Genomic DNA, 24739 nt, shown 5'->3' with positions numbered 1-24739 from the left:
TTGCTCTGGAAAGCCTCGTGGGGAGGCGCGGCGCGCAGCGCGGGCTGGTTTGCCCCGTGCAAGCGACGCAACGCTGCCACGGGGCTTTCCAGAGCAACCCCTTCGGGGCGGGCCGCTTTTGGCCCATTGCTACGTCGAGATGGCTAGAAATATTCCCGATATTCCTGCGCCATCCCTCCTCGCACTGGGCCAAAATCGGCTCCGTCACGGTGCTACAGATTTATCGCAGGACGCTCTAGATGCGGCGCACGGCCACGATCGGGCCGCCATTGCCGCGTTGGACCAGCACCGCGCTGATCAGCCCGGCTTCGTGTGGGGCGGGCAGGGTGAATGTTGCGGCCGGGCCGGTCCAGCGGCCCAGATCGACCAGTTCACGCACGACATTGCGGTGCGACAGCGTGCGTCCGCTGTTTTCGCCCGCGTTCACCGGCACTTGCAGCGTGCGCGGGTCATAGCGCACCAGCCAGACAGTGTCCGGGGCGCTGACCATTCCCGCCGCCAGATGCACCGTGCCGCGATCGGCGGCGATGGACGGGCCACCGGCGGGCGCGCCTGCGCGGGCGATCGTTGCCTTTAGCGCTGCGCGATCGGCACCGACCACCGCATAGGCGCCGTTGACAATGAATTCGGGCGTGGCGACTTCACCTTGCCCGGCGCGCGCATAGGCGATCTGGCGCTGGGTGAACCGTTCGGACCCGAAGGTATCCTTCCACCCCAGCCGATCCCAATAAGTAACCCCGAACGACAGCGCGAGCACATCGGGGCGCTGCGCCAGCACGTTGAGATCGGCCTCGGCCGGGGGGCACGATGAACAGCCCTGGCTGTGGTACAGTTCGACCACGGTCGGGCTGGCCGGTGTGGCCTGAACGGCGGCGGGTCGCACCGGCGTTGCGCCAGCGATCGTGACGAGTGCCAACAGGGCGCTGCCGGTCAGGGCGAGCGTTGCAATGGGTCCGGGTCGGGGCATCGGCTGATCCTTGTCTGACCGGCCAGGTCAGCCGGTGTGCATCCCCAGTTCGTGGCGGACCGCCGAACGGTTACACTTGCGCACCGCCATAAAGCATGGCCACATCGCACCGCGCGTAACGGGCGCCATACTGTGCCATGATCTGCGCATCGTGGCGAAAGCCCAGCTTTTCATAGAGGTGGATGGCCGCCTCGCACCGTGCATTGGTCAACAGATAGAGCGGATCGGCCTGCATCGCCTCCGCCCGGGCAATCGTCGCGGCCAGCAGGAACTCGCCCGCCTTGAGCCCGCGCGCACTGGTCCGCACACCCATCTTGGTCAGCTCGAAACTGGTCGGCCCGGTCTTTTGCAAGGCACAGGTGCCGACAATGCCCAGCCCCCGGGCCTCGACAAACAGGATCGCGCCACCTGGCGCGATAATCCGTTCGCGCGGGTTTTCCAGCACGTCGCGGTCGGTGGCCTCCAGGCGGAACATCGCCTCGATCCATTCGACATTGATATCGTGAAATGCTGCGGCCAGATCGTCGCTGTAATCATGGATGGTCAGCAGATCGGGCGTGGCCTGCGCGGCCAGCACATCGAGCGGGCTTGTTTCCAGCATCGCCTCGATCGCGCTGATCCGGTCGAGCAGCGCCGCTGCCTCGCCCTGGCACAGCACATCGACGGCGCTCTCGATGCGCGGCCATATGTGCAATTTGGCCCGCGCCATCGCCGCCACGCCCGCAGGAGTCAGGCTGATCAGCCGTTGGCGCTGATCAGCGCATGCTGCGGACCGGACCAGCCCCAGATCGACCAACTGGCTGACGCCGCGTGTCACCCCGGGCTGGCTGGTGCCCACGGCCTGCACCAACTGCCCGATCGTCAGCGGTTCGCGATCGAGCGCGGCGAGCAGCGGCATATGCGTGGGCTGAACCGGCAATCCGGCATCGGCCAGCACTTTGGCGGCGCCGACCTGCAAGCGTTCGCCCAGCCGCTTGATGCGGCTGCCCAGAAACACCGGACCCATTTCAAACAGAATATCGTTCGGCACAGGGCTCTCCCATATCGCGTTATATAGTGAGGTATATAACGCGATATGGATTGGTCAAGCGCTGTTGGCTCAGCCCAGCGCGGCTTGTTTTTCCTCGGCCAGGCGGTCAAGTTCGGCGCGCGACTTGCGTTCGGCAGCGGTTTTCAACTGGCCGCAGGCGGCATCGATGTCGCGCCCGCGCGGCGTGCGCACCGGGGCCGAAATCCCGGCCTCGAACACGATGTCGGAAAAGCGGCGGATGCGTTCGGGGGTGGAACACTCGTAAGGCGCACCGGGCCAGGGGTTGAACGGGATCAGGTTGACCTTGGCGGGCAGCTTGTAATGCTTGAGCAGGCGGACGAGTTCGCGCGCATCGGCATCGCTGTCGTTCTTGTCCTTCAGCATGACATATTCGAACGTGATGCGCCGCGCGTTCGATGCGCCGGGATAGGCGGCGCAGGCTTCGAGCAATTCCTCGATGCCGAACTTGCGGTTGATCGGCACGATCTCGTCGCGCACATCCTTGGACACGGCGTGCAGTGAAACCGCCAGGTTGACGCCGATTTCGTCGCCCGCGCGCGCCATCAGCGGCACCACCCCGCTGGTCGACAGCGTGATCCGCCGCTTTGACAGCGCCAGCCCGTCGCCATCCATCACGACTTTCAGCGCGTCGCGCACATTGTCGAAATTGTACAGCGGCTCGCCCATGCCCATCATCACGATGTTGGTCAACAGGCGGCCATCGGCGCTATAGGCTTGCGCCGCGTCGTCGGTTTCATCCTCCACATCATCGTCGAGCCCGGCCATCGTGCCGCCCGCCTTGGGCCATTCGCCCAGCGCGTCACGCGCGAGCATGACCTGGCCGACGATTTCACCCGGCGTCAGGTTGCGCACCAGCCGCATCGTGCCGGTGTGGCAGAACCGGCAATTGAGCGTGCAGCCGACCTGGCTCGACACGCACAGCGTACCCCGGTCGGCATCGGGGATGAACACCATTTCGAAATCGTGGTTGTCGGCGGTGCGCAACAGCCATTTGCGCGTGCCGTCGGTCGACGCCTGCGCCTCGACAATCGCGGGGCGGCCGATCACGAAGCGTTCGGTCAGCCACGGGCGCATCGTCTTGGCAATGTCGGTCATCGCGTCGAATTCGATGACGCCGCGGTGGTAGATCCAGTGGAACACCTGCTTTGCGCGTAATTTGGCCGCGCGCGGGTCCAGCCCGGCGGCGGCGAACACCTCGGTAATCGCGGCGCGCGACAGGCCGATCAGATCGACCCGTCCGTCTTCACGCGGGGTCACTTCACGGGGCAGGGGTACCGGGTCGATATGACCCGGAATAGGCATTAGCGGTGTGGGCATGGCGCCGCCTATACAGGGCCCGGCCGGTTTTCGCAAACGGGATGCCGCGCAGCCGCGCGGCATCCCGGCACGCCTCCTCAGAAGCGCAGGCCTACGCTGGCGAGGATCTGGTGCTGATCGTTGTGCAGGTCGAAAGTGCTGCCGTCGGGCGAGGTTCCGGCATAGTTGAACTGACCGCTGCCATAGTGTGAATAGTCGTATTCGAGCTTTACATAGGTGGCCTTGGTCAGCTTCTGTTCGATCCCGGTGCCCAGGCGGAAGCCGCTGGCATCGATACCCTGATAGAGCGTGTTGTTGCCATCGGTGCCGAACACGCCGAACAACTGGTTGGTATATCCGGCCTTGGCATAGATCTGCGTTTTCGCGTTGAGTGCATAGCCCAGGCGCGCGCCGACATAGATGTCGCGACCGGCGTTGACTTGCGCGGTGTTGAACGTGCCGGGATTGAGGTTTGTGGTGTTCATCCACTTGATCGAGCTGCCATAAAGGCCGACTTCGCCACCTGCGGTCAGATTGGTGCCCAGTGGAATGTCATAGCCGATCGCGCCGCCATAGGTCACGCCATCGGCGCCCGCTTCGGTTTCGGCGGTCGGGTCGATGTCTTTGAGCGATTTGGTGTTGAAGTGATCCCAGCCGAACGTCGCTTCGACATGGGCGCCGCTGAAGGCCTGCGCCGGTGTTTGCTGACCGGCGTCTTGCGCAAATGCCGGATTCGCGGCGATCACCGCAATGCCGGCCGCAAGAAGAGCATAAATCGTTTTCATCGGTCGTCTCCGTTCAAAGGGCGCCCCCTTGACCGGTCTAACGCCGCCGATTTTGCCCAGCCTTTGTCCTGTAGCGATGAAAAGGGCATTTGGCACAATGTGTTACAGGTGCCGGCAATCGTGGCAATTGGGGCAGACCGGGCCTTGACCGACATCGCACCAGCACCACCGACCAGGATTGGCGCGAGTTGTAACAGATTGTCACACGCGCAGGTTTTGGCCGATTTGCCGGCAAGGGGCGTGGCGGTCGGGGCCGTTTGACGATATCTGGGCGCGACGATCGTTGGAGACCGACCATGAAAACACCTGTTGCGCTACTCGTTTGCGGCACGGCGCTGCTGTTTGCCAGCCCGGCCTTTGCGCAGGATTATGACAATGACGGCCCATTGCCGGATACCCCGGCCGATGTCTTCAGCGGCCCGCATATCGAACTGGGCGTGGGTCTCGATCACCTGGGGTTCAAGGACTACAAGGATATCGACGCCACCCAGACCATCAACGCGCACAAGACCGGGCTCAGCTATGGCGGGGCGATCGGCTATGACTTCCCGCTGACCGAACATATCACGCTGGGCGCCGAATTCGGGGTGTCGACCACCACCAACAAATATACCAACTCCGGCCTGACCAAAGGCAACTTCAACGTGGCGCAAGTCAACGCCGGGCACGATATCTCGTTCGGCGCGCGGCTGGGCTATGCGTTCAACATGAAGACCCAGGTGTTTGCCAAGCTGGCCTATACCAACACCCATTTCGGGGTGAGCGGGACTGACGGCAGCGAAGTGCTCTATGAGGGGATTTCGGCCAACGGCGCGCGTCTGGGTATCGGCATCGAACATCACTTGACCCGCGCGATCTATGTGAAGATCGAATACGACCGCTCGCAATATGGCAGCGGTCCGTACAACTATGTCAAGACCACCCCCGACGCGAGCACGTTCGTGCTGCGCGATTCGCGGGACCAGTTGGTGACCAGCATCGGGCTGCGGTTCTGAAAACAGGGTAAAGTCCGCGCCGGAAAGGCGGCGCGGACTTCTATGATGCGGCACAGGCGTTACGACGCGGCGCAACCCAGGCTGGCCGCGTCGATGGCAGAAGCTGCCCCTGCCAGATGATAGACCTCGCGCATTGCGCGGCCATCGTGGCCATGGGCATAGATGATCATGTCGCCATTGCCGCGCAGCGCCGCGATCAACGCAGCATCAGTGCGGCGATCGATCGCCCAGGCATCGATACCATTGGCCAGCGCGGTGAATTTCTGTGTGCCGATGGTGATCGCCACCGGCTTGCCCGGCGCGCTCTCGCGCGACAGGCGGATGTGCACTTCGCCATGGATGTTGCGCCGGGGCCAATTGGCCACGGTAAAAAAGGGCTGTGTCGCGCGGCGCTGGCCGGGCTGGTCGGCGGCCATCGCAATGGCATAGCAGCGCGGCACACCGGCATCGCGAAATGCGCCCCAATCGTTCCACACCCCCAGGCGGTCGCGCGCATGGGCGGTGCCCGCGCCGATCAGGCCGAGCATGGCGAGTGCAAGCGCTGTGCGTCTCATTCGTCGATCAGATCGCGATAGGCGATCACATCGTTGGACGTGGCGATCCACAGCCCGTCCTGCACCGTGGCATCCGCCTGCGCTGCCATCGCCAGCGCCTGCGACAGCGGGCCATACATCAGCGTTTCGGCCTGGCCACCATCGGGGCCGTCGGCCAGATAATAGAGCCGCACGCTGGCTTCATCCTGCGTCGTGCGCATCAGGTGTGGTCCTCGCCATCATCGCGCCGACGGCCTTCGAGGGCGCGCGCGGCGCGCTCGGCTTCGGTGCGGTGCGCGGCGCGTTCCGCACTGCTCTGGCCATGACGGGCCCGGTTTTCGGCGGCCAATGTGGCGGCACTGCGCCGCGCGCGGGCCTTGCGCGCCAGGCGCAAGTTGATCACATCGCCCATCAGGCGTGCTCCGTGCCCTGTTCGCTGCCGTACAGCACACGTTCCTTGCCCTGTTCGATCAGCGAGATCGATCCTTGCGCCAGCGACGGGGCAATCGGCACCCCGGCATCGGCATGCACCGGATAGCCGCCCATGATCCCGCGCAGCACACGGCTGGAAATCCCGTGCATGACCACGATATGCGTGCCCGGTGCGGCGCCGGGCCCCGCCAGCCAGCGCGACAGGCGTGCGGCAATCGCCGGATAGTCCTCGCCATCGGGGGCTGGGCGCAACAGGTGGTCGGGCAGGCGGATCGGGCCGACTTCGGCCTCGACCGCGTCATAGCCGCGCATGCACCACGAACCCATGTCGATCTCGCGCAAGTCGGCGCTGCGCTGTGCGGCGAACCAGTCGATCCCCACCACTTCGGCGATCAGCGCCAAAGTCTGCAAGGCGCGCCCGGTGTCCGAAACATGCACGTGTGCCACAGGGTGCGCGCCCAGTGTACCGCGCAGTGCCTCGCCCATGCGCGTTGCCTGATCGCAGCCGAGCCGGGTCAACGGGGTGTGGATGGTGTTGGATTGCAGCACGCGGGCCAGATTGTAGACCGTTTCGCCGTGGCGCATGATGAAATGGCGGGACGCAGTCATGCGTGCGGCGCCTCGGGGTAACTGATCGCGACCACTTCCCATTCCTTTTCGCCGCCGGGCAGATGCACCCGGCGCAGATCACCCAACCGGCTGCCGCGCAAGGCGCGCGCGATCGGTGCGCTCCATCCGATCAGGCCTTTGCCGGCATCCTGTTCATCGTCGCCGACCAGCGTCAGCACGCGGCGATTGTCGTCTTCGTCGGCGATTTCCACGGTCGCGCCAAACAGCACCCGGCTGCGATCCTGTGCGCCATGCGGATCGATCACCCGCGCCGCCTTCATCCGGCGGGCCAGAAAGGTCAGTTCGCGGTCGATTTCGCGCATGCGCTTGCGGCCATAGAGATAGTCGCCGTTTTCCGAACGGTCGCCATTGCCCGCCGCCCAACTGACGATTTCGACGATCTGCGGCCGCTCGGTGCCGAGCAGATGGTCATAGCGCGCGCGCAACGCGGCCATGCCGGCGGGCGTGATGGGATTGCCGTCGGGTTTCATGATGATCAGCCGGGGTTCGATTTGCCCAGGAAATGGCTGAGCGGGTTGGGCCCGCCATAGCTGGCCTTGTCGGGGTTCATCGTTTCATAGACGACCGCGTTTTCCAGCACGTGTTCGACATAGCTGCGCGTTTCCGAGATCGGAATGCGCTCGATCCAGTCGACCCATTCAATCTGCCCGGTGCGCGGATCGCCATTGGCGCGCAGCCATTTGCCGACATTGCCCGCGCCCGCGTTATAGGCCGCCACCGCCAGCGGATAGCTGCCGCCGAACACCTGCAACAAGTGATCGAAATAGGCGCCGCCCACCGCCATGTTGAATTGCGGATCGCCGATCAGCGAGCCTTCGGAATAGGACAACCCCAGCTTGCCCGCCTGTTCGCCCGCCGTGCGCGGCATCATCTGCATCAGTCCGCGCGCGCCCGCATGGCTGATCGCGTTCTGGGCAAACTGGCTTTCCTGGCGGATGATCGCATGGATCATCGTCCACGACCTGGCCTGCCCCGGCGGGACCGGGATCAGCGGGAACGACACGGCGGCAAACTGGTCGAGCCCGTGCGATCCCGCCGCCTGCCCGACGATCACGCCCAGATCGCGCCGTCCCAGGCTTTGCGCCAGTTCGGCCACCAACTGGTGCTGGCCCGGGGTGCGCTGTTGTTCGGCGATCTCCTTGAAAAAGCGGATCGTGGTCTGCCAGTCGCCCGCCCGCGCCACTTCGCGCACCGCCGCGGTGATCGGCGCAGCGGCAAAGCGCGCGCGTTCTTCGGGGGTGGGGGTGGGCACGGCCGCTACGCCGAGCCGGGGCACCGGCTGGCCCAGCCGTTCGAGCGCGAGCATGCCATAGAACTGGTCGGGATGGCGCGCGGCGGCGGCAAACGCATCGGTGGCCTCGGCCGGGTGGCCACTGCGGATCAGCGACAGCCCGGCCCAATACAGGCCCTTGGCCTTGACGCCGGGGCCGCGCCCGGCCTCGGCATAGCGGCGGAACAGGGTTGCCGCGCTGATCCCGTCGTGATCGACCCACAGGGCACGCGTGCCGCCCAGCCAGGTGAGCGAGGTGTAATCATCGCGCACGGCATAGCTTTGCTGGCTGACTTCTTCGCCGGGGGCAAAGGCATCGGCGGCACCGAGCGCGATGCGCTTGGCATTGGTGGCATCGCCATATTCGACCGCGCCCCGCGCCGCCGCCAACAGTTCGCCGATCCAGTGTGGCCGATCGAACGGCAGCGCCGACAGCGGCGGACGATTGGCGAGATAGCTGCCCTCGGCCTCGATCCGGCCCAGCCGGTGCAATTCGCGCGCGCGGTTGAACACGAAGCCCGGATCGGCATCGAGTTGTGCCGCAGGCACGGCGGCGGCGGCGTAAGGATCGCCCCCCGCCAGCGCCGCCAGCCGCCCCTGCGCGATGGCGTGCACGGTGGGCGAAGTCGAAGCCAGCAGACGCAGGGCCGGGGGCGTGTCGCCCGCCCACAACAGCGCATCGATCCGCGCGTCGTGGTCTGCGGTGGTGAACTGCGTGCCCCAGGTGGCCAGGATGGCGCCTTCGCTCGCATCGCTCATCACCCCGCCGCGCCATGCCGCGCGGGCCACATCGGCGGCCTCGGGGCGGGCCATCGCGCGCAGGGCCAGCGCGTACTGTGCCCGGCCGGGGTTGGTCAGCGGGGGAAACCGGTCGAAAAAGCCGACGATGGTCGCAGGCTCGGCACTTTCATGATCGAGCGCGGCCTCGGCGGCGCGGCGCAAGCGGTCTTCTTCGGGGAAACCGGGATAGCTGAGGATAAAGCTGGAGGTTGCGGCAAATCCGAAACGCGTGCCGCTGGTCAGCATTTTCCACTGCGCGATCGCCTGCGCCATCGGCCCTTGCGACTGGCTGAGCAATTGTGCGCGTGCGCGGTCCCAGGCCGAACCGTCAAAGTCGCCATCGGTGGCATGTCCCGCGAACGAGATTGCCACGGCCGGGATCAGCGCCAGAGCCTGCCAGCGCGGCGCGCGCAGCCGCTTGTGCCACGCCAGGCGGGCGGTGCGGGGGCTGTGCATGTCCGTGCTGGACATCGGGGGGGGCGTCTCCCTATCAGGCGAATTCATGACCGGGCGCGATCATGCCCCAAGATGAGGAACAAAGTCCATGTTTTCCGGCTCCATTCCGGCTCTGGTAACACCTTTTCGCGATGGGGCCCTGGACGAGAAAGCCTTTCGCCGCCTGGTCGACTGGCAGATTGACAACGGATCGTCCGCGCTGGTGCCGTGTGGCACGACCGGCGAAAATTCCACTTTGTCGAACGCCGAGCACCACCGCGTGATCGAAGTCTGCGTCGAACAGGCGGCGGGCCGGGTGCCGGTGATTGCCGGGTGCGGCAGCAACGACACGATGAACGCCTTGTTGCACATGACCTTTTCCAAGAAGAGCGGCGCGGCGGCGGCGCTTTGCGTGGCGCCGTATTACAACCGGCCAAGCCAGGCCGGGTTGCTGGCGCATTTCAGCTATCTGGCCGAAAAGATCGATCTGCCGATCATCCTTTACAATGTGCCCGGCCGCACAGTGACCGATATCCTGCCCGAAACCGTGGTGGAACTGGCGCGCCGCTTTCCCGACCGGATCATCGGCATCAAGGATGCCAGTGGCGATCTGTCGCGCGTGACCGACCATCGCATGGGCATCGACACCCCGTTCTGCCAGTTGTCGGGCGACGATGAACTGGCACTGCCCGCCAATGCGGCCGGCGCAGTGGGGTGCATTTCGGTTACCGCCAACGTCGCGCCCGGGCTCTGCGCCGAATTCCAGCAGGCCTGCGCCGCAAACGATTTCGTGCGCGCGCGCGAATTGAACGACCGGCTCTATCCGCTGCACTATGCCATGTTCGAAGATGCTTCGCCCGCGCCGCTCAAGTATGCACTGACCCGCGTACATGACTGGATTACCGACGAATTGCGCTTGCCGCTGGTGGCGTGCAGCGAACCTGCGCGGGCCGCGGTCGACGCCGCGCTGGTGCACGCAGGACTGGTTTGACCAAACCCGGCTTGCAAACGATTTTGGCAATAGCTGTGCAGAGTTGTTATAGTATAACGTCGACCAGCGCGCATTTATGGTTAATGCCGCATAAATATCATTGAAATTCTGGCATATGTTCTCGAATTGACTCGGATTGATCGGATTTGATCGTTCGGCCAATTCGTTGTTTTCAACTGATCATGGTGGTGTTGTCGGGTGCGCGCATAACAAAAGTTATGCGCGCCAATTGTGTTGTCATCACGAGCTTGCTATGTTCCTATCGATTTGATGGGAAAACTATTAGGCGCGCGACGCATGTGTCGCCAAAGCTCTTGCCGCAAAACCGGTTGTCGCGGTTTGCTGAACGCGCTGAAGTATTGATGTGAAGTGGTTGTTTTCCCGCCCGCCTCCGGCCGGGAATTGGAGGTGGTGATCACGGTGCCGGGGATGTCGGGACGATCGTATCGACCCTGTCCCCGCTGGTTCGTGGTCGCTTGGATCGGGCGTCCCCCCCATATGTGCCCGGTTCATGACCGCAACGCGGTCCACCTCTCTTTTTTTGAAGGCGCGCCCGGACCATGCCCGGGCGCGCAAGGCATTCAGGACATGCACCAGCCGTGGCTGGCGATCAATGACTGACCGGTCAGCGCGTTGGACGGGAACGCGGCAAAGAACAGCGCGACTTCGGCAATGTCCTCGACCGTGGTGAATTCTCCGTCGACAGTCTGGCCCAGCATGACGTTCTTGATCACTGCGTCTTCGCTGATGCCCAGTTCCTTGGCCTGTTCGGGGATCTGCTTGTCGACCAGCGGCGTGCGGACAAAGCCGGGGCAGATCACATTGCTGCGCACACCCTTGGGCCCGCCTTCCTTGGCGATCACGCGCGACAGGCCCAGCAGCCCGTGCTTGGCGGTGACATAGGCGCTTTTCAGTGGCGAGGCTTCCTTGGAATGGACCGAGCCCATGAACAGGATCGTGCCGCTGCCTTGCGCATACATGTGCGGCAGGACCGCCTTGCTGGTCAGGAACGCGCCGTCGAGATGGATCGCCAGCAGCTTTTTCCAGTCGGAAAAGGCAAACGATTCGATCGGATTGACGATCTGGATTCCGGCGTTGGACAGCAGCACGTCAACCGTGCCCCAGGCCGCGACAACCTGCGCGACGCCGGCGTTCACCTGGTCTTCGTTGCTGACATCCATCGCCACCGCGATCGCCTTGCCCGGATGGTCGGCGTTGATGGCATCGGCGGCGGCCTGTGCGGCATCGAGCCGCAGATCGGCGATCGCGACGCGGCCCCCGGCCAGCGCAAAGCGCCGGGCAATGGCGAGGCCTATCCCGCTGGCGGCACCGGTGATAAGCGAAACCTTGTTGTCAAGTTGCATCGGATTGGCTCCATATCTGCATGGGAAAACGACTTATTCCAGATCGAATGTGACAATCCCGCGCACCGGCGGCACGCGCTTGCGCCAGCGCGGGCTGGCCAGCGAACGGGTCACGTCGTCCTTGCCCGCCTGCCAGTGCCCTTTCAGTGTGCCGAGCGAGAATTCATAGTCCTTGCCCTGCGATTCATAGTCTTCGGGGCGGTTGATCAGATGCATGATGGTGACCGGCCCGGCAGATGACCGTTCAACCAGCATGCGATAATCGGGATCGTCTTTCATGCTGTCAGGCATTTTTGCCGCCAGCCGCGCCACCGCCGCTGCCAGCTCGGCGATCTGCGTATGGACATCGGTGTTGAGCCGGGTGCGGCTGGAATAGCGGATGTCCTTTTCGCGCTGCATCGCCTCGGCCAGCGTGCGTGGCATCATTCCGCGCGCGCTGAACAGATCGACCTGAAACACCAGCAACGGTTCGGGTTCGCGTTCGTCGAGCACATATTGCAGCGGCGTGTTCGACACGATGCCGCCGTCCCAATAGGGCTCTCCATCGATCACCACCGGGGGAAATCCGGGGGGCAGCGCGCCGCTGGCCATCACGTGTTCGGGACCGATGCGGCGGTCGCGATTGTCGAAATAGGTGAAGTTGCCGGTCAGCACGTTGACCGCGCCCACGCTGAACCGCATCGGCCCGTCGTTCAGCAAGTCGAAATCGACCAGTTCGAGCAGCGTGTCGCGCAGCGGAGTCGTGTCATAGAGGCTGATCGATTCGGGCGATCCGGGCAGGGCCATGCCCGGCATCTGCCAGCGCGGGGTGAAAAAGCCGGGCACCCCGGCCATCGCCACGGTTGCCGCCGCCGCCTCGTTGAACAGTTTGCGCCCCATGCCGTTTTCGAACGGCGAGGGGAACGGCACGCGCGCCGAGGTGCGTTGCCAGAATGTGCGCACGGCCTCGACACGGTGTTCGGGCGGATTTCCTGCGATCAGCGCGGCGTTGATCGCCCCGATCGAGATGCCCGCCACCCAGTCGGGGCAGAAATCCGCCGCCGCCAGGGCTTCGAACACCCCGCCCTGATAGGCGCCCAGCGCGCCGCCGCCCTGCAGCACCAGCACGCAGGTTTCGCCGTGGTCAGTGATAGTCATGCCCGGCAAACTCCTGTTTCGATAGGCCTGTTGCGCTGCACAAGATGAACGGGGCATGACATGTTTTTGGTCGGGCCGAAACCGCGTTTCGGCAGGCGGCACCGGCCCGCTTCCATCTGCCTTTGCAATTCGCACCGCATCACCCTACATGCGGCGGACCATGGCGCGTCCGACCCCTCCCGAATTCGACAAGAAAAAGATCGTCGCGGAAAATCGCCGTGCGCGGTTCGAATATTTCATCGACGATGTCTACGAGGCGGGGATCGCGCTGACCGGCACCGAAGTCAAATCCTTGCGCTTTGGCCAGGGTTCGATCGCGGAAAGCTATGCCGAAGTCAAAGGCGGCGAAGTCTGGCTGATCAATTCGAACATCCCCGAATTCAGCCACGGCAACCGGTATAACCACGAACCCAAGCGCGTGCGCAAACTGCTGCTGAAAGAGCGCGAGATTGCCAAATTTCACGGCGCGGTCGAACGCAAGGGCATGACGCTGGTGCCGCTATCGGTCTATTTCAACGGTCGCGGCCGCGCGAAGGTGGAACTGGCGCTGGCCCGTGGCAAGAATGCCGCCGACAAGCGCGCCACCACCAAAGAACGCGACTGGCAACGCGACAAGGCGCGGATCATGCGCGAACACGGCTGATTTACGGCTGTTTAACGCCGGTGTGCGACAGATGCCGGCATGTTGGAACGGCAGGGCAGCGCGATACGTGGTACAACGCAGCGCTGGCGTATGGTGCTCAAGGGCCTCGGGACGATGGCGCTGGGGCTGCCAATGGGGTTGCCGCTGTTCTTCTGCGTGTGCTTCGACGGAACGCGTGATTATTCGTTTGCCGATTTGGGAATCGTGGCCGCATTGGGGCTGGTTGCGATCATGTCGCTATGTGCCGGATTTTACTATTGCGTCTTGAAAGTCCTCAGGCCCAACGAATTGGAGATCACCACCAGCGGCATAGCGCTTACCCGGTTTGGCGGACGGAAAGCCTACACTTGGGCGGAGCTTGGTGAAGCAAGGCCGATTAGCGCGGGGCGCGGTCAGCGCGATATCGTCATGAAGATCATTGCCAACGGCAAAAGCTTGCTGTTTTCGGCGGATGACTATGGTTGTAAGGGCCGAGAAATCGCCGACATAATCGCTCATGCCCGTTGTGGGCGGCTGGTTTCTTCGCGTGAATGGCATCCAGCACCCATGTCAAAAAATTCGATGATTTGGATAGCAATAGCGGTAATTCCACTCATTCCAATTATGCTATTTGTCGGGGTACGCCTTTTCGTTAGGCATTAGTCGACTATACTAGGCGCTTCATCATGAAAAACCGGCTTTGCCCAACCGGATGGTCGGGCAATGTGCCAAACAGGGTGAAGCCCAGTTTCTCGTAGAACCCGCGCGCCTGAAATTCGTAGGTGTCCAGCCAGATGCCGGTGCAACCCGCCTCGCGCGCGATCGTTTCGGCCTGGTCCATCAATTGCCGACCCAGGCCCGTGCCGCGCGCCGCCTCGGGCACTGCGAGCAGCTCGACAAACAGCCAGTCATAGCTGATCCGGCCCCACAGCCCGCCCTCGGCGCCGTCGATCAGGATCGCCACCTGCTGGATGCGCGGATCGCCCGCCTGCGCGATGTTATAGGCGCGCAAGGGGGCCAGCACCGTCTCGCGATCGGCGGCAGAGGGCTGGTCGGGCCGGATCAGGCGATGGGTCAGTTTGCGGTGTTCCGCGTCATCGTGCTGCTGAACAGGCGGCCAAGCAGTCCGCGCAAGGTGGGATAGTTCGCCTTGGCATAGGTCGAATCATCGCCGAATGCGCCCGAAATGCGTTCATGCGCGGTGGCCAGCGCGTGATAGGGCAGGCTGGGCAGCAGATGGTGCAGCGCGTGAAAGCGCAGGCCGACCGGCGCCCACAGCCGGGGCAGAATGCCGTCGGGCACATTCGTGCTGTCGAGGAACTGCGCGGTCACGGTCAACGGATCGCCTTCGTTTTCCCAGCGATGCGCCACCAGCGTGCGCGCCTGGTTGAGCAGGGCCACCCCCGCGATCACCGCCAGATAGATCAGCAGCGCGTGCAGCGGCAGCAACCCGGTCGCGGTGGTGGCAATGATTGCGACCGCCACCAGCGAAGCGCCGAGTTCTTCCCAGAACCACTGCCGCGCGAATTCGCCTTCGGGCGGGCGACGGCGATAACCGGGGTTCATCTGGAGCCCTGAAAAGCGCTCGATCACCACCCGGCGCAGCGGCGGGATGACGATCGACAGCGGGCCCAGTACGCCAAACCGCAGGATCAGCCCGACCGGCATCAGCACCGCGGCGAAAAAGAACAGCGGCAGGCTCCACGGCTTCATCAGTGCCAGGGGCAGATATTCCGGGTCTTCGGCGGTGCCATATTTGACACGGGTGTGATGCTGAACATGAATGCCCTCGTACATGAACGAAGGCAGCATCATCGGCACCCCGATCAGCAGGTTCCACATGAAGCGGAATCCCGGCAGCAGCGCGTGGTTGAGGTGGGTAATCTCATGGATGAACAGCATCGCGCGGTACAGCGCCAGCACCGCCAGCACTGCCCAGGCCAGCGCCACCCACGGCGAATGCGCCAGGATCGCACCTGCCACCGCGCCATAGCCGACCGCCGCCGAACCGAACGCATCGGGCCAATAGATCCACCGATTGGGCCGTTGCAGGTCGCGCGTCAGTTCGGCCGCCGCGCGCAACAGTTCGCGATCATCGGCCATGCCCGACAGCAGGACGCGGGCGCGCGGCGCGGTGGCGGGCTCGCTGGCGGTGGGCACGAAGGGCGCGGGCTGCACGATCACATTCTCCAGTTTGGGGCTTGGTCCATAGAGCCCATTCGCGGCACAAACATGGCAAGCCAGGACAGATTTTCAATTGCCCTTCGGAATAAGCTGCCGCGCCGCATCGCAAAATGACCTGCGTCAAGAGCGTGTTATCCGGTTGCGGGCAGGGTGCCACGGGGTGCATAGAGGGCAAAGAAATCGGCGCAGATCCGGCGCGCCTCGTTCTGCGCGATCGCGCGATCGGCGCTTTGCACGCCCAGCAGCACGCGCGTGTGATAGCGGCCAAGGCACATCGAGATCAGCGTTTCGGCCATCGCTGCGCCATCGCCTTCGCAAAGCTGGCCCTTGGCGATCTGATCGGTCAGAAACCGCGACAGCAGCGCGTCGAGCACTTGCGGTCCGTGTTCGTAGAAAATGCGGCCGATTTCCGGCGATCGCCCGCTCTCGCCTGCGACCAGCCGATAGAGCGCCAGCGCATCAGGCGCGGTAAGCTTGATCAGGACTTCGCAGCACAGCGTTTCGAGCGTGGTGTCCAGCGATGCCGACTGGTCGAGCACCTGGGTCAGCAAGGCCTGAAATTCGCTGACGCTTTCGCCGATGAACGCGCTGAACAGTTCTTCCTTCGACGCGAAATAGCTCCACAGCGTGCCCTTGGAGCCGCCGATCGCCGCCGATACGCCTGACATGGTCGTGCCGGCATAGCCGCGTTCCAGAAAGCTTTGCCCGGCAACCGCGATGATCGCCTTGCGGCGTTCCAGGCGGTTTTCCTCGCGCTTGCTCAATCGGACGGTTTCGACGGTCTCCATAATTACCGTACCATACAGTATCATTTCTCATTGACAAGCCTGATGTGTCGACGCATTAAAACCCGTACCACATAGTACGGTGATTCGATGACCATGTCCAAGACCTCTCGTGCGGCGATGGCCGCGCTGCTTTGCGCACTTCCCCTGGCGGCCTGTGCGCCGACACCACCGCTGGGTGCGGCACCGGCGGTGCGCGCACCCGACAGCTTCAAGGCCGATGCCAGTTTTGGTCAAAGTCCGGCGAACGGGACATGGCCGCAATCGGCCTGGTGGCGTGCCTATGGCGACGCGCAGCTTGACGCGCTGATGGCCGAAGGTCTGCGTGGCGCGCCCGACATGGCCGCGGCCCAGGCGCGCCTCAAAGCCGCCGAGGCCTATCGCCAGCAGGCCAATGCCGCGCGGCTGCCGACGCTTGACGGCAATGTCAGTGCAGGCGCGATGCGCGAAAGCTATAACGAGGGCATTCCGCCCGCATTTGTGCCGCATGGCGTCCACAGCACGGGTACGGCCAATCTGTCGCTCGATTTCGATCTCGATGTGTGGGGCAAGGCCAAGGCGGCTCTGCGCGCGGCCCGCGCCGACGAACTGGCCGCGCGGCTCGATGTCGATCAGGCGCGACTGACGCTGTCGACCAACATTGCCAACGCCTATGCCGATCTGGCGCGGCTCTATGCCGAACGCGATGTCGCGGTAGATACCATCGCCGAGCGCGGCGCCACCCGCGATCTGGTCGCGCGGCGCTATACCACCGGGCTCGACACGCGGGCCGAGTTGAAGCAGGCCGATGCAGCCGTTCCCGCTGCCCGTGCCGATCTGGCCGAAATCGATGAACAGATCGGGCTGACGCGCAATCGGCTGGCCGCATTGCTGGGGGCGGGTCCCGACCGCGGTCTGGCCATCACGCGGCCCGTGGCCATGGTCGCGCCGCGCGGCATTCCGCGCGATGCCAGCACCAACTTGATCGGCCAGCGGCCCGATGTCGCCGCCGCGCGGGCGCGGGTCGAAGCCGCCGCCCAGCAGATCAAGGTCGCCCGCGCCGATTTCTACCCCGCCATCAGCCTGTCGGCGCTGGCCGGCTATGAATCGCTTGGCCTGTCGCAATTGATCAAGGGCAGTTCGAGCTATGGCAATGTCGGCCCCGCCGTATCGCTGCCGATCTTTCACGGCGGCCGGATCGCCGGGGCCTATCGCCAGGCCCGGGCCAGCTATGACGAAGCGGTCGCCGATTATGACAACAGCGTGGTCACCGCCTTTCACGATGTTGCCGATGCCGCGACCAGCCAGTCGATGCTGACGGTCCGCCTCGACCAGTCGCGCCAGGCGCTGGCCGATGCGCAAGAAGCCTATGCCGTGGCGCGCCAACGCTACGAGGGCGGCCTGTCGACGTATCTCACCGTGCTCACCGCCGAAGACACCATGCTGCAGGATCGCCGCACGGTGGCCGATCTTCAGGCGCGGGCCTTTACGCTCGATGTCGCGCTGGTGCGTGCGCTCGGCGGCGGCTTTGCCGGTGCGGATTCCCCCCGGTCCTGATCGGCGGACTGTTCCGACCGACCGATTTTCTCAAGGATATTGATGATGAACCAAGCTGTAATCGAAGCTGTCGCCGGGCAAGACCAAACTGGGCTGTCGACCCGGCGCACACGCCTGCTGGCCGGTATTGCGGGTGCCGTCGCGCTGGCCGCTGCCGGGGTCTCGGCCTGGTATGTGCTGGTGGCCAGCCACCATGTGACCACCGACAACGCCTATGTCGGTGTCGATTCGGCCCAGGTCACGCCAATGGTTTCGGGCCAGGTCGCACAAGTGAACGTGTCCGACACCCAATTGGTGCACCGGGGCGATACCCTGTTGCGGATCGACGATCGCGACGCGCGCATCGCCCTGGCCCAGGCCGAGGCGGAACTGGCCAAGGCGCAGCGCCAGTTCTATCAGACCAGCGCCACCGGCACCGCGCTTGCCGCGCAGGCCGAGGCGCGCGTGGCCGCCATCGCCAGCGCCGAAGCGCAACTGGCCAATGCCAGGGCCGCCTTCGCCAAAGCCGATGTCGATCTGCAGCGGCGCCGCAAGCTGGCGCCCGGCGGCGCGGTTTCGGCCGACGAACTGACCAGTGCGCTCAATTCCTATGCCGCCGCCAAGGCCAATCTTGATCAGGCGAGTGCCGGCGTGGCCCAGGCGCGGTCGAACCGTGGCGCGGCGACCGGCGATCTGGCCGCGAACCGCGCGCTGATCACGGGGACGACGGTCGCCACCGCGCCCGACGTGCTGGCCGCACAGGCCAAAGTCGATGCGGCGCGGCTGGATCTGGAACGCACGGTGATCCGCGCGCCGATGGACGGCGTGGTGACGGCTCGTTCGGTGCAGGTCGGCCAGCGCGTGGCGCCCGGTGTTACGGTGATGCAGGTGGTTCCGGTAAACCGGCTCTATGTCGATGCCAATTTCAAGGAAGGCCAGTTGACCGATGTCAGGCCGGGGCAGGCCGTGGCGCTGACATCGGACATCTATGGATCGAACGTGGTGTTTCATGGGCGCGTGGCCGGGCTGTCGGGGGGCACCGGGGCGGCCTTTGCGCTGATCCCGGCACAGAATGCCACCGGCAACTGGATCAAGGTGGTCCAGCGCCTGCCGGTGCGCATCACGCTGGATGCCCGCGAACTCGCGGCGCACCCCTTGCGCGTCGGGCTGTCGATGGATGCCGATATCGACATCGCCAGCACAGGACATGATTCATGAAAACCGACGGCATTCCGGGCCTGTCCGGCCCTGTCCTGATGCTGGCCGGGCTGGCGCTGGGATTGAGCAATTTCATGGTGGTGCTCGACACCACGATCGCCAACGTGTCGGTGGCGCACATTTCCGGCAGCCTGGCGATCACGTCGTCGCAGGGCACCTGGATCATCACGTCTTATTCGGTGGCAGAGGCGATCTGCGTGCCGTTGACCGGATTTCTGACCGCGCGGTTCGGTGCAGTGCGTACGTTTGTCGCCGGGATGATCGGCTTTGCGGTGTTTTCGCTGCTGTGCGGACTGTCGACCACCCTGACCATGCTGGTGCTGTGCCGGGTGGGGCAGGGGTTTTGTGGCGGGCCGATCATGCCGCTAACCCAGACGCTGCTGCTGCGCATCTTTCCGCGCAGGCAACAGGGGCTGGCGCTGTCGTTGTGGTCGATGACGACGGTGGTCGCCCCGGTGCTGGGGCCGATCCTGGGCGGCGTGCTTAGCGACAATGCCAGTTGGCACTGGATCTTTTTCATCAACCTGCCGGTTGCCGCGTTTTGCGCGACCGTCAGCCTGTCGCTGTTGCGCAGGGCGGAAACCGAGCTTGGCTCGGCGCGGGTCGACGTGGTCGGACTGGTCCTGCTGGTGATCTGGGTGGCATCGCTGCAAGTCATGCTCGATCTGGGCCAGGACCGCGACTGGTTCAACGACACGTTGATCCGTACGCTGGGGATTGTCGCGGCGATCGGCTTTGCGGTGTTTTGCGCCTGGGAAATCACCGATCCGTTTCCGGCGGTTGATTTGCGGGTGTTCCGCCATCGCGGCTTTTCGGCCAGCGTGGTGGCGCTGTCGCTGGCATTTGGCGCGTTCTTCGTGTCCTCGGTGATCATTCCGCAGTGGCTGCAGGCGAACATGGGCTACACCGCCAGTTGGGCAGGCTATGCCACAGCCTTCACCGGCGTTTCGGCGCTGTTGAGCGCGCCGCTGGTGGCGTATTTTTCGGCCAGGACAGACCCGCGCCTTCTGGTGTTTTCCGGCATTGCCTGGCTTGGATTGACCAGCCTGTTGCGCACGCATTGGACCAGCGGGACCGATTTCTGGTCATTGGCGCTGCCGCAATTGTTGCAGGGCGCCGGGATGCTGTTCTTCTTTGTGCCGGTGACGACCATTGGGCTGGCCGCAGTCGATCCGGCCGAGACGGCATCGGCGGCGGGTCTGATGAGCTTTATGCGGACAATGGCGGGGGCGGTCGGAACCTCTATCGCGACCAGCGCCTGGGAAAACGACAGTCGCGCGATGCGCAGCGAACTGGTCGGGCAAATGCACAGCGCGGCGGTGACCCAATCGCTGTCGGCACAGGGCTGGTCGCTCGGCCAGATTCGCGGCACCATCGAACAATTGATGACCAAGGAAAGCTTTGCCCTGGCGACCGACCAGATATTCCTGACCTCGGCGCTGGTGTTCGTAGTGGCCGCGCTGTCGATCTGGCTGGCACCCCGCCCGGCACGAACCATCGAGCCCGGGGCGGCACACTAGGCGGCGTGGACAAATTCCGCAACGCCACGGCTGGAGGCCAAAGCCGCCAGTGCGAGGAGGCGAGGTGAAGGAATATCGGCTATATTTCAAGCCGAGCCGACGCTGCAATGGCGGCTTTGGGTCCAGCCCCTTCGGGGTTGCCCTGTAAAAGGCCCCGGCGGCGTCGCTCAGCCTTGATGGAGGCCCACTCCACCTGCGGCTTCGCTCCTTGCCAGGGCCTTTTACAGGGCAACCGTGGCGTTGCGGAACTTGTCCACGCCGCCTAGGCAGTTATCAGGGGCAGCCTTTCGCAAAACACTATACCTGTGGCGCGCAATTGGCTTAACCGGGCTCTGGAATGATGAACCGACTCCTTGCCTGGGCCCATGCCCGCATGCCCACGCGCGAAAGCCTGGCGCGCAATCGTCTGATCGCGCCGCTGGCCGCGCGGCCCGAACTGTGGCGGTTTACGCGCCGCACGGTGCCGCGCGGGGTGGCGATCGGTCTGTTCATCGGCATTTTCCTGATGGTGCCGGGGTTGCAGGTGATCGGCGCGGTGCTCGTCTGCGTGCCGCTGCGCGCCAATATCCCGATCGCGGCGGTCAGCACGTTCATCGCCATTCCGCCGACCATCCTGTTGGTGATCCTGCCCGGCGCGGCGGCGATCGGTAACCGGTTCGGTTATCACGCAGATCTGTCGGTGATCACCGCGATGGTCGAACGCGGCGCGTCGACGGCGGAATGGCTGGCCTGGGTGCGCAGCGATGCGGCGCCGGCGCTGGCCATCGGGTTGACGCTGATGGCGATCGTGGTGGCGGCACTTGGCTATGCGGTGGCGGCGTGCGTCTGGCGCTGGCGCGTGATGGCGCGGCGCCGACGTCGGCTGCACGTGCGGGGCGGGGCATGACCGAACGCATCGGCGATGCCGCGCCCGCCGCGCGCGGCTGGGGCGAAACCGTGCTGATCGGGCTGGCGCTGCTGGCCAGCGTGGCCGCGCTCGTCTGGCTGACTGGCAATGTGCTGGTGGCGGCGGCCTTTGCTGCTGGCGTGGTGGTGTTCGCGGTGATCATCCATGGCGCGCTGGCCTTGCGCCCGGTGCCGGCCGCGCCCGAATTTGCCGCGCCCGACTGGTCGGTCACCCATGCCGCGATCGATGGGCTGGCCGAGGCGGTGGCGATCACCGATCGCGCCGGGCGCCTGGTCTGTGCCAATGCATCCTTTACACAGTGGTTCGGCACCGCCGCACCGCCGCGTCTGCCGCTCGGTGCAGCGGACCCCGCGCGTGCCGAAGAGGCAGGGCGGGCGGCCTGGCGCGATGGTCATGCGCTCGTCGGTGAAGTGTCCGCTGCCAGCGGCACGTATACGCTGTCGGTCGATCGCGCGGGACGCGGTGAAGATCATCTGATCTGGCGGTTGGCCCCGGTGGTGCGCCATGATCCGGTGTCGGAAACGGTGGCGGCGGTGGCGGGCAAACCGGGCGCCGCGCTGGGCCGCGAAAGCATCCAGGCCGCCGTGGTCGCCCCCGATGGCCGCATTCTGACCGCCAACCGCGCCTTTGCCGCGCGCGCCACCGGCTCCGACACGACCGACCTGACCGGCAGCGATTTTGTCAGCCATTTCGAATCCGATCCGGGCCAGGACATCTATTTTACCCAGGAACGCGGGCGCGGCATGCCGGTGCGGTTTCTCCACGTGCCGATTGCCGATCCCGACGCCAATGATCCGGTCGATCCCACGCTGGTGCCTTCGCTGTTTCTGGTGGTCGATACCCATGCCGGGGTGGGCGATGCGCGCGCCGGGCTGCCGCAGATCGAGGCGCTGCTGGCGCGGCTGCCGCTGGGGCTGGCGATGGTCGATCGCGACGGGCGGTTCCTGTTTGCCAATTCGGCCTTTTTGCGCGTGGCCGGGCACGACGATCCGCTTCCGCCGCTCTATCCCGCCGATCTGGTCATCCGCGAAGACAAGGGCGCGCTGTCGGATGCGGTGCGCCGCCATACCCAGGGCGCGACCACATCGGGCGATGTGGCGGTGCGCCTGCGCGCCACGCCCGACGAGCCGGTGCTGATGGGGCTGGCTGCGGTGCGTGGCATCGGCGAATGCGCGGTGCTGCTCAGCCTGAAGGATTCGAGCGAGGAAACCCGCCTCAAACACCAGATCGCGCAAGCCTCGAAAATGCAGGCGGTCGGCCAACTGGCGGGCGGCGTGGCGCACGATTTCAACAACGTGCTGACCGCGATCATCGGCTATTGCGACCTGATGCTGATGCGCCACACGCCGGGCGACAGCGATTATGACGACATTCAGCAGATCAAGGCCAATTCCAACCGCGCCGCCAGCCTGACCCGGCAATTGCTGGCCTTTTCGCGGCAACAGACCTTGCGCCCGCAAGTGCTGCAATTGCCCGATGTGGTGGCCGAAGTCTCGACCCTGCTCAAACGCCTGATCGGTGAACGCATCACGCTGGAGGTCACGCATGATCGTGGGCTGGGCGCGGTGCGCGCCGATCCGGTGCAACTGGAACAAGTGCTGCTCAATCTGGCCGTGAATGCGCGCGACGCGCTGGCGGGCAACAAGACCCCCGGCACGGTCAAGCTGATGACCCGGCGGGTGACCGCCGAGATGGTGCGCACGATGAAGAACGATGTGCTGCCGATCGGCGATTACACAGCGCTGGTGGTGGAAGATAACGGCCACGGCATCCGCCCCGACCAGATCGACAAGATCTTCGAGCCGTTTTTCACCACCAAGGATCGCGGCAAGGGCACCGGGCTGGGCCTGTCGACGGTCTATGGCATCGTCAAGCAATCGGGCGGGTTCATCTTTGCGGCCAGCGAATTCGGCAAATGGACGCGGTTCACGATCTATTTTCCGGTGCACGTGCCCGACCCCGCTGATGCGATCGAGGCGCCGCGCGAAAAGGTGGCCGATACCCGCCGCCGCCAATGGTCGCACGGGGGCCGCGTGCTGCTGGTGGAAGACGAGGACACCGTGCGCGCCGTGGCCGAACGCGCGCTGGTGCGTCAGGGCTTTGAGGTGACCACCGCGGCGGATGGTGAAGAAGGCCTGGAAACTTTTGTGCGGACCTATGAAGAAGGCGGAAGTTTCGACCTGATCGTGTCGGACGTGGTGATGCCAACGATGGACGGGCCGACCATGGCGCGCGAAATCCGCACGCGGCGGCCCGAGATGCCGCTGCTGTTCATGTCGGGCTATGCCGAAGAGACGCTGCGCCGCGAAATCGACATTCCCAACATGCATTTCCTGCCCAAACCGTTTTCGGTGCAACAGATCGTCAGCGCGGTCGAAACCGTGCTGCGTGGCGAAGCCGGATAGGCGCCAGAGAATGATTGTTCGCGGAAAACCCGGCCTGTTCGAAGTGCTGTTTGCCTTTCGCGGCTCGATCCTGCCGCGCATCATCTGGCGGCTGGTGGTGATCGCGCTGGTCGGCATTGTCGCGGTGATGGTGGCCGATGCGCGCGCGGGCATTTTTACGCGGATCGGCGCGATGCCGTTTACGCTGATCGGGCTGGCGCTGTCGATCTTCATGAGCTTTCGCAACAACGCCTGTTACGACCGTTGGTGGGAAGGGCGAAAGTTGTGGGGCAGCCTGATTATCGCGGCCCGGTCGGTGGCGCGGCAGGCCCAGGCGCTCGATCGGGCGGAGCGCGATATGGTGTTGGCTGGCATGGCGGCCTTTGCCGCCGGGCTGGCCGCGCGGTTGCGCGGGGGTGACGAGGTGGCGGCGATTGCGACGCGGCTGGATGGATCGGCGGCGGCGCCGGGCTGGGCCATCGGTGCCAATCCGACCGACCGCGTGCTGGCGACCATGGGGCGGGTCGCCCTCGATGCGTTGCACGCGGGGCGGATCGATGCATTGGTCTGGTCACGGCTGGAAGACCAGTTGGTCGCGCTCAGCCAGGTGCAGGCGGGGTGTGAACGCATCGCCGCGACGCCGGTGCCGTTTGCCTATTCGCTCCTGCTGCACCGCACGGCGCACGTGTTCTGCCTGACTTTGCCGCTGGCGCTGGCAGGCACGATGGGGTGGTGGGCGCTGGTGCCGTCGCTGCTAGTTGGCTATACCTTTTTCGGGCTCGATGCGCTGGGTGACCAGTTGGAGGAACCGTTCGGGCGCGAACCCAACGATCTTCCGCTCGATGCCATGGTTCGCACGATAGAGCGGGAAATGCTGTCTGCCGCAGGGCACACCGATCTGCCCGCACCGCTCGATCCGGTGGACGGCGTGCTGCTGT

At 64.8% G+C, this 24739-nt stretch carries 25 protein-coding genes; 10 read left to right on the top strand and 15 right to left on the bottom strand.

Features of this window, described 5'->3' with window-relative positions; genetic code table 11:
• Positions 1-235 precede the first annotated feature (235 nt).
• The 4 genes from AQZ49_RS21500 to AQZ49_RS21485 all read right to left on the bottom strand — a co-directional run bounded on the left by AQZ49_RS21500 (position 236) and on the right by AQZ49_RS21485 (position 4099).
• Positions 236-967: a DUF1223 domain-containing protein gene (locus AQZ49_RS21500; protein WP_067620997.1), complete on the bottom strand. Its 732-nt coding sequence runs from the start codon at positions 965-967 to the stop codon at positions 236-238.
• Positions 968-1037: 70 nt separating this feature from the next.
• Positions 1038-1997: a bifunctional helix-turn-helix transcriptional regulator/GNAT family N-acetyltransferase gene (locus tag AQZ49_RS21495; RefSeq protein WP_156428435.1), complete on the bottom strand. Its 960-nt coding sequence runs from the start codon at positions 1995-1997 to the stop codon at positions 1038-1040.
• A 69-nt stretch (positions 1998-2066) separates the two neighbouring features.
• Positions 2067-3335, bottom strand: a complete 1269-nt coding sequence (gene rlmN / locus AQZ49_RS21490) for a 23S rRNA (adenine(2503)-C(2))-methyltransferase RlmN (RefSeq protein ID WP_067620995.1) — start codon at positions 3333-3335, stop codon at positions 2067-2069.
• A gap of 77 nt (positions 3336-3412) precedes the next feature.
• Positions 3413-4099 (bottom strand): outer membrane beta-barrel protein, encoded by a 687-nt coding sequence (locus AQZ49_RS21485; RefSeq protein ID WP_067620991.1) that lies wholly within the window; start codon positions 4097-4099, stop codon positions 3413-3415.
• A gap of 296 nt (positions 4100-4395) precedes the next feature.
• Here AQZ49_RS21485 and AQZ49_RS21480 point away from each other — a divergent pair, with 296 nt between their 5' ends.
• Positions 4396-5094, top strand: coding sequence for an outer membrane protein (locus AQZ49_RS21480; RefSeq protein ID WP_067620987.1), 699 nt, complete (start codon positions 4396-4398; stop codon positions 5092-5094).
• A 59-nt stretch (positions 5095-5153) separates the two neighbouring features.
• Here AQZ49_RS21480 and AQZ49_RS21475 read toward each other — a convergent pair whose 3' ends face one another.
• Genes AQZ49_RS21475 through AQZ49_RS21450 form a run of 6 tightly spaced genes read right to left on the bottom strand, consistent with a single transcriptional unit; the run spans position 5154 to position 9210 of the window.
• Positions 5154-5648: a hypothetical protein gene (locus AQZ49_RS21475; RefSeq protein WP_067620986.1), complete on the bottom strand. Its 495-nt coding sequence runs from the start codon at positions 5646-5648 to the stop codon at positions 5154-5156.
• Complete coding sequence (locus tag AQZ49_RS21470) at positions 5645-5848, bottom strand: hypothetical protein (protein ID WP_067620985.1); 204 nt, start codon at positions 5846-5848, stop codon at positions 5645-5647. The genes AQZ49_RS21475 and AQZ49_RS21470 overlap by 4 nt, the downstream gene beginning before the upstream one ends.
• Positions 5848-6039 carry a DUF4169 family protein gene (locus AQZ49_RS21465; RefSeq protein WP_067620984.1) on the bottom strand — a complete coding sequence of 64 codons (192 nt, stop codon included), beginning with the start codon at positions 6037-6039 and terminating at the stop codon, positions 5848-5850. The genes AQZ49_RS21470 and AQZ49_RS21465 overlap by 1 nt, the downstream gene beginning before the upstream one ends.
• On the bottom strand, positions 6039-6668 hold the full coding sequence (locus tag AQZ49_RS21460; protein ID WP_067620979.1) for a histidine phosphatase family protein: 630 nt from the start codon (positions 6666-6668) through the stop codon (positions 6039-6041). Before AQZ49_RS21460 ends, AQZ49_RS21465 begins: the two co-directional genes overlap by 1 nt.
• Entirely contained in the window at positions 6665-7159 is a 495-nt protein-coding gene (locus AQZ49_RS21455; protein ID WP_067620977.1) for a GreA/GreB family elongation factor, read from the bottom strand. The genes AQZ49_RS21460 and AQZ49_RS21455 overlap by 4 nt, the downstream gene beginning before the upstream one ends.
• Positions 7160-7164: 5 nt before the next feature.
• Positions 7165-9210 carry a lytic transglycosylase domain-containing protein gene (locus AQZ49_RS21450; RefSeq protein ID WP_082701987.1) on the bottom strand — a complete coding sequence of 682 codons (2046 nt, stop codon included), beginning with the start codon at positions 9208-9210 and terminating at the stop codon, positions 7165-7167.
• 73 nt (positions 9211-9283) lie between these two features.
• Between AQZ49_RS21450 and dapA the strand changes: the two genes are divergently transcribed.
• Positions 9284-10165 (top strand): 4-hydroxy-tetrahydrodipicolinate synthase, encoded by an 882-nt coding sequence (dapA, locus tag AQZ49_RS21445; RefSeq protein WP_067620975.1) that lies wholly within the window; start codon positions 9284-9286, stop codon positions 10163-10165.
• Positions 10166-10746: 581 nt separating this feature from the next.
• Here the strand turns inward: dapA and AQZ49_RS21440 are convergent.
• Together AQZ49_RS21440 and AQZ49_RS21435 are read right to left on the bottom strand one after the other, a co-directional pair.
• Positions 10747-11529: a 3-hydroxybutyrate dehydrogenase gene (locus AQZ49_RS21440; protein ID WP_067620973.1), complete on the bottom strand. Its 783-nt coding sequence runs from the start codon at positions 11527-11529 to the stop codon at positions 10747-10749.
• A 33-nt stretch (positions 11530-11562) separates the two neighbouring features.
• Positions 11563-12666: a patatin-like phospholipase family protein gene (locus AQZ49_RS21435; RefSeq protein ID WP_067620971.1), complete on the bottom strand. Its 1104-nt coding sequence runs from the start codon at positions 12664-12666 to the stop codon at positions 11563-11565.
• A 160-nt stretch (positions 12667-12826) separates the two neighbouring features.
• On the opposite strand from AQZ49_RS21435, the gene smpB reads away from it, so the two are divergent.
• Together smpB and AQZ49_RS21425 are read left to right on the top strand one after the other, a co-directional pair.
• On the top strand, positions 12827-13309 hold the full coding sequence (gene smpB / locus AQZ49_RS21430; protein WP_067620969.1) for an SsrA-binding protein SmpB: 483 nt from the start codon (positions 12827-12829) through the stop codon (positions 13307-13309).
• A gap of 39 nt (positions 13310-13348) precedes the next feature.
• Complete coding sequence (locus AQZ49_RS21425; RefSeq protein WP_067620964.1) at positions 13349-13951, top strand: hypothetical protein; 603 nt, start codon at positions 13349-13351, stop codon at positions 13949-13951.
• Positions 13952-13955: 4 nt separating this feature from the next.
• Here the strand turns inward: AQZ49_RS21425 and AQZ49_RS21420 are convergent, their stop codons facing one another.
• From AQZ49_RS21420 to AQZ49_RS21410, 3 genes are all read right to left on the bottom strand, one after another.
• Positions 13956-14312 (bottom strand): GNAT family N-acetyltransferase, encoded by a 357-nt coding sequence (locus tag AQZ49_RS21420; RefSeq protein WP_231739366.1) that lies wholly within the window; start codon positions 14310-14312, stop codon positions 13956-13958.
• Between the two features lie 50 nt (positions 14313-14362).
• Positions 14363-15472 carry a fatty acid desaturase family protein gene (locus tag AQZ49_RS21415; protein ID WP_369819169.1) on the bottom strand — a complete coding sequence of 370 codons (1110 nt, stop codon included), beginning with the start codon at positions 15470-15472 and terminating at the stop codon, positions 14363-14365.
• 131 nt (positions 15473-15603) lie between these two features.
• The gene (locus AQZ49_RS21410; RefSeq protein WP_067620961.1) at positions 15604-16260 is read right to left on the bottom strand and encodes a TetR/AcrR family transcriptional regulator; all 657 of its coding nucleotides are present in this window, start codon (positions 16258-16260) and stop codon (positions 15604-15606) included.
• A 93-nt stretch (positions 16261-16353) separates the two neighbouring features.
• Here AQZ49_RS21410 and AQZ49_RS21405 point away from each other — a divergent pair, with 93 nt between their 5' ends.
• The 6 genes from AQZ49_RS21405 to AQZ49_RS21380 all read left to right on the top strand — a co-directional run.
• Complete coding sequence (locus AQZ49_RS21405) at positions 16354-17793, top strand: efflux transporter outer membrane subunit (protein ID WP_369819168.1); 1440 nt, start codon at positions 16354-16356, stop codon at positions 17791-17793.
• A 45-nt stretch (positions 17794-17838) separates the two neighbouring features.
• Positions 17839-18990: an HlyD family efflux transporter periplasmic adaptor subunit gene (locus AQZ49_RS21400; protein ID WP_067620953.1), complete on the top strand. Its 1152-nt coding sequence runs from the start codon at positions 17839-17841 to the stop codon at positions 18988-18990.
• A complete protein-coding gene (locus AQZ49_RS21395) occupies positions 18987-20510 on the top strand; it encodes a DHA2 family efflux MFS transporter permease subunit (RefSeq protein ID WP_067620952.1) in 1524 nt (507 codons plus the stop codon). Before AQZ49_RS21400 ends, AQZ49_RS21395 begins: the two co-directional genes overlap by 4 nt.
• Positions 20511-20850: 340 nt before the next feature.
• Complete coding sequence (locus tag AQZ49_RS21390; RefSeq protein ID WP_231739365.1) at positions 20851-21396, top strand: DUF2062 domain-containing protein; 546 nt, start codon at positions 20851-20853, stop codon at positions 21394-21396.
• Complete coding sequence (locus tag AQZ49_RS21385) at positions 21393-23822, top strand: ATP-binding protein (protein ID WP_067620999.1); 2430 nt, start codon at positions 21393-21395, stop codon at positions 23820-23822. The genes AQZ49_RS21390 and AQZ49_RS21385 overlap by 4 nt, the downstream gene beginning before the upstream one ends.
• Before the next feature lie 10 nt (positions 23823-23832).
• On the top strand, positions 23833-24739 hold a 907-nt coding region (locus AQZ49_RS21380), incomplete at its 3' end, for a bestrophin family protein (protein WP_156428434.1).

Source organism: Novosphingobium sp. FSW06-99, from assembly GCF_001519065.1.
Lineage (GTDB): Bacteria > Pseudomonadota > Alphaproteobacteria > Sphingomonadales > Sphingomonadaceae > Novosphingobium.
This window is presented reverse-complemented; position numbering and strand designations above follow the sequence as displayed.

Excerpts from the sequence above, each read along its gene's own strand:
- AQZ49_RS21480 (WP_067620987.1), top strand. The coding sequence starts at position 4,396 with ATGAAAACACCTGTTGCGCTACTCGTTTGCGGCACGGCGCTGCTGTTT.
- AQZ49_RS21485 (WP_067620991.1), bottom strand. The coding sequence starts at position 4,099 with ATGAAAACGATTTATGCTCTTCTTGCGGCCGGCATTGCGGTGATCGCC.
- smpB (WP_067620969.1), top strand. The coding sequence starts at position 12,827 with ATGGCGCGTCCGACCCCTCCCGAATTCGACAAGAAAAAGATCGTCGCG.
- AQZ49_RS21460 (WP_067620979.1), bottom strand. The coding sequence starts at position 6,668 with ATGACTGCGTCCCGCCATTTCATCATGCGCCACGGCGAAACGGTCTAC.
- AQZ49_RS21425 (WP_067620964.1), top strand. The coding sequence starts at position 13,349 with ATGTTGGAACGGCAGGGCAGCGCGATACGTGGTACAACGCAGCGCTGG.
- AQZ49_RS21410 (WP_067620961.1), bottom strand. The coding sequence starts at position 16,260 with ATGGAGACCGTCGAAACCGTCCGATTGAGCAAGCGCGAGGAAAACCGC.
- AQZ49_RS21455 (WP_067620977.1), bottom strand. The coding sequence starts at position 7,159 with ATGAAACCCGACGGCAATCCCATCACGCCCGCCGGCATGGCCGCGTTG.
- rlmN (WP_067620995.1), bottom strand. The coding sequence starts at position 3,335 with ATGCCCACACCGCTAATGCCTATTCCGGGTCATATCGACCCGGTACCC.
- AQZ49_RS21440 (WP_067620973.1), bottom strand. The coding sequence starts at position 11,529 with ATGCAACTTGACAACAAGGTTTCGCTTATCACCGGTGCCGCCAGCGGG.
- AQZ49_RS21450 (WP_082701987.1), bottom strand. The coding sequence starts at position 9,210 with ATGTCCAGCACGGACATGCACAGCCCCCGCACCGCCCGCCTGGCGTGG.
- AQZ49_RS21465 (WP_067620984.1), bottom strand. The coding sequence starts at position 6,039 with ATGGGCGATGTGATCAACTTGCGCCTGGCGCGCAAGGCCCGCGCGCGG.
- AQZ49_RS21470 (WP_067620985.1), bottom strand. The coding sequence starts at position 5,848 with ATGCGCACGACGCAGGATGAAGCCAGCGTGCGGCTCTATTATCTGGCC.
- AQZ49_RS21475 (WP_067620986.1), bottom strand. The coding sequence starts at position 5,648 with ATGAGACGCACAGCGCTTGCACTCGCCATGCTCGGCCTGATCGGCGCG.
- AQZ49_RS21395 (WP_067620952.1), top strand. The coding sequence starts at position 18,987 with ATGAAAACCGACGGCATTCCGGGCCTGTCCGGCCCTGTCCTGATGCTG.
- AQZ49_RS21385 (WP_067620999.1), top strand. The coding sequence starts at position 21,393 with ATGACCGAACGCATCGGCGATGCCGCGCCCGCCGCGCGCGGCTGGGGC.
- AQZ49_RS21500 (WP_067620997.1), bottom strand. The coding sequence starts at position 967 with ATGCCCCGACCCGGACCCATTGCAACGCTCGCCCTGACCGGCAGCGCC.
- AQZ49_RS21435 (WP_067620971.1), bottom strand. The coding sequence starts at position 12,666 with ATGACTATCACTGACCACGGCGAAACCTGCGTGCTGGTGCTGCAGGGC.
- AQZ49_RS21405 (WP_369819168.1), top strand. The coding sequence starts at position 16,354 with ATGTCCAAGACCTCTCGTGCGGCGATGGCCGCGCTGCTTTGCGCACTT.
- AQZ49_RS21390 (WP_231739365.1), top strand. The coding sequence starts at position 20,851 with ATGAACCGACTCCTTGCCTGGGCCCATGCCCGCATGCCCACGCGCGAA.
- AQZ49_RS21400 (WP_067620953.1), top strand. The coding sequence starts at position 17,839 with ATGAACCAAGCTGTAATCGAAGCTGTCGCCGGGCAAGACCAAACTGGG.
- dapA (WP_067620975.1), top strand. The coding sequence starts at position 9,284 with ATGTTTTCCGGCTCCATTCCGGCTCTGGTAACACCTTTTCGCGATGGG.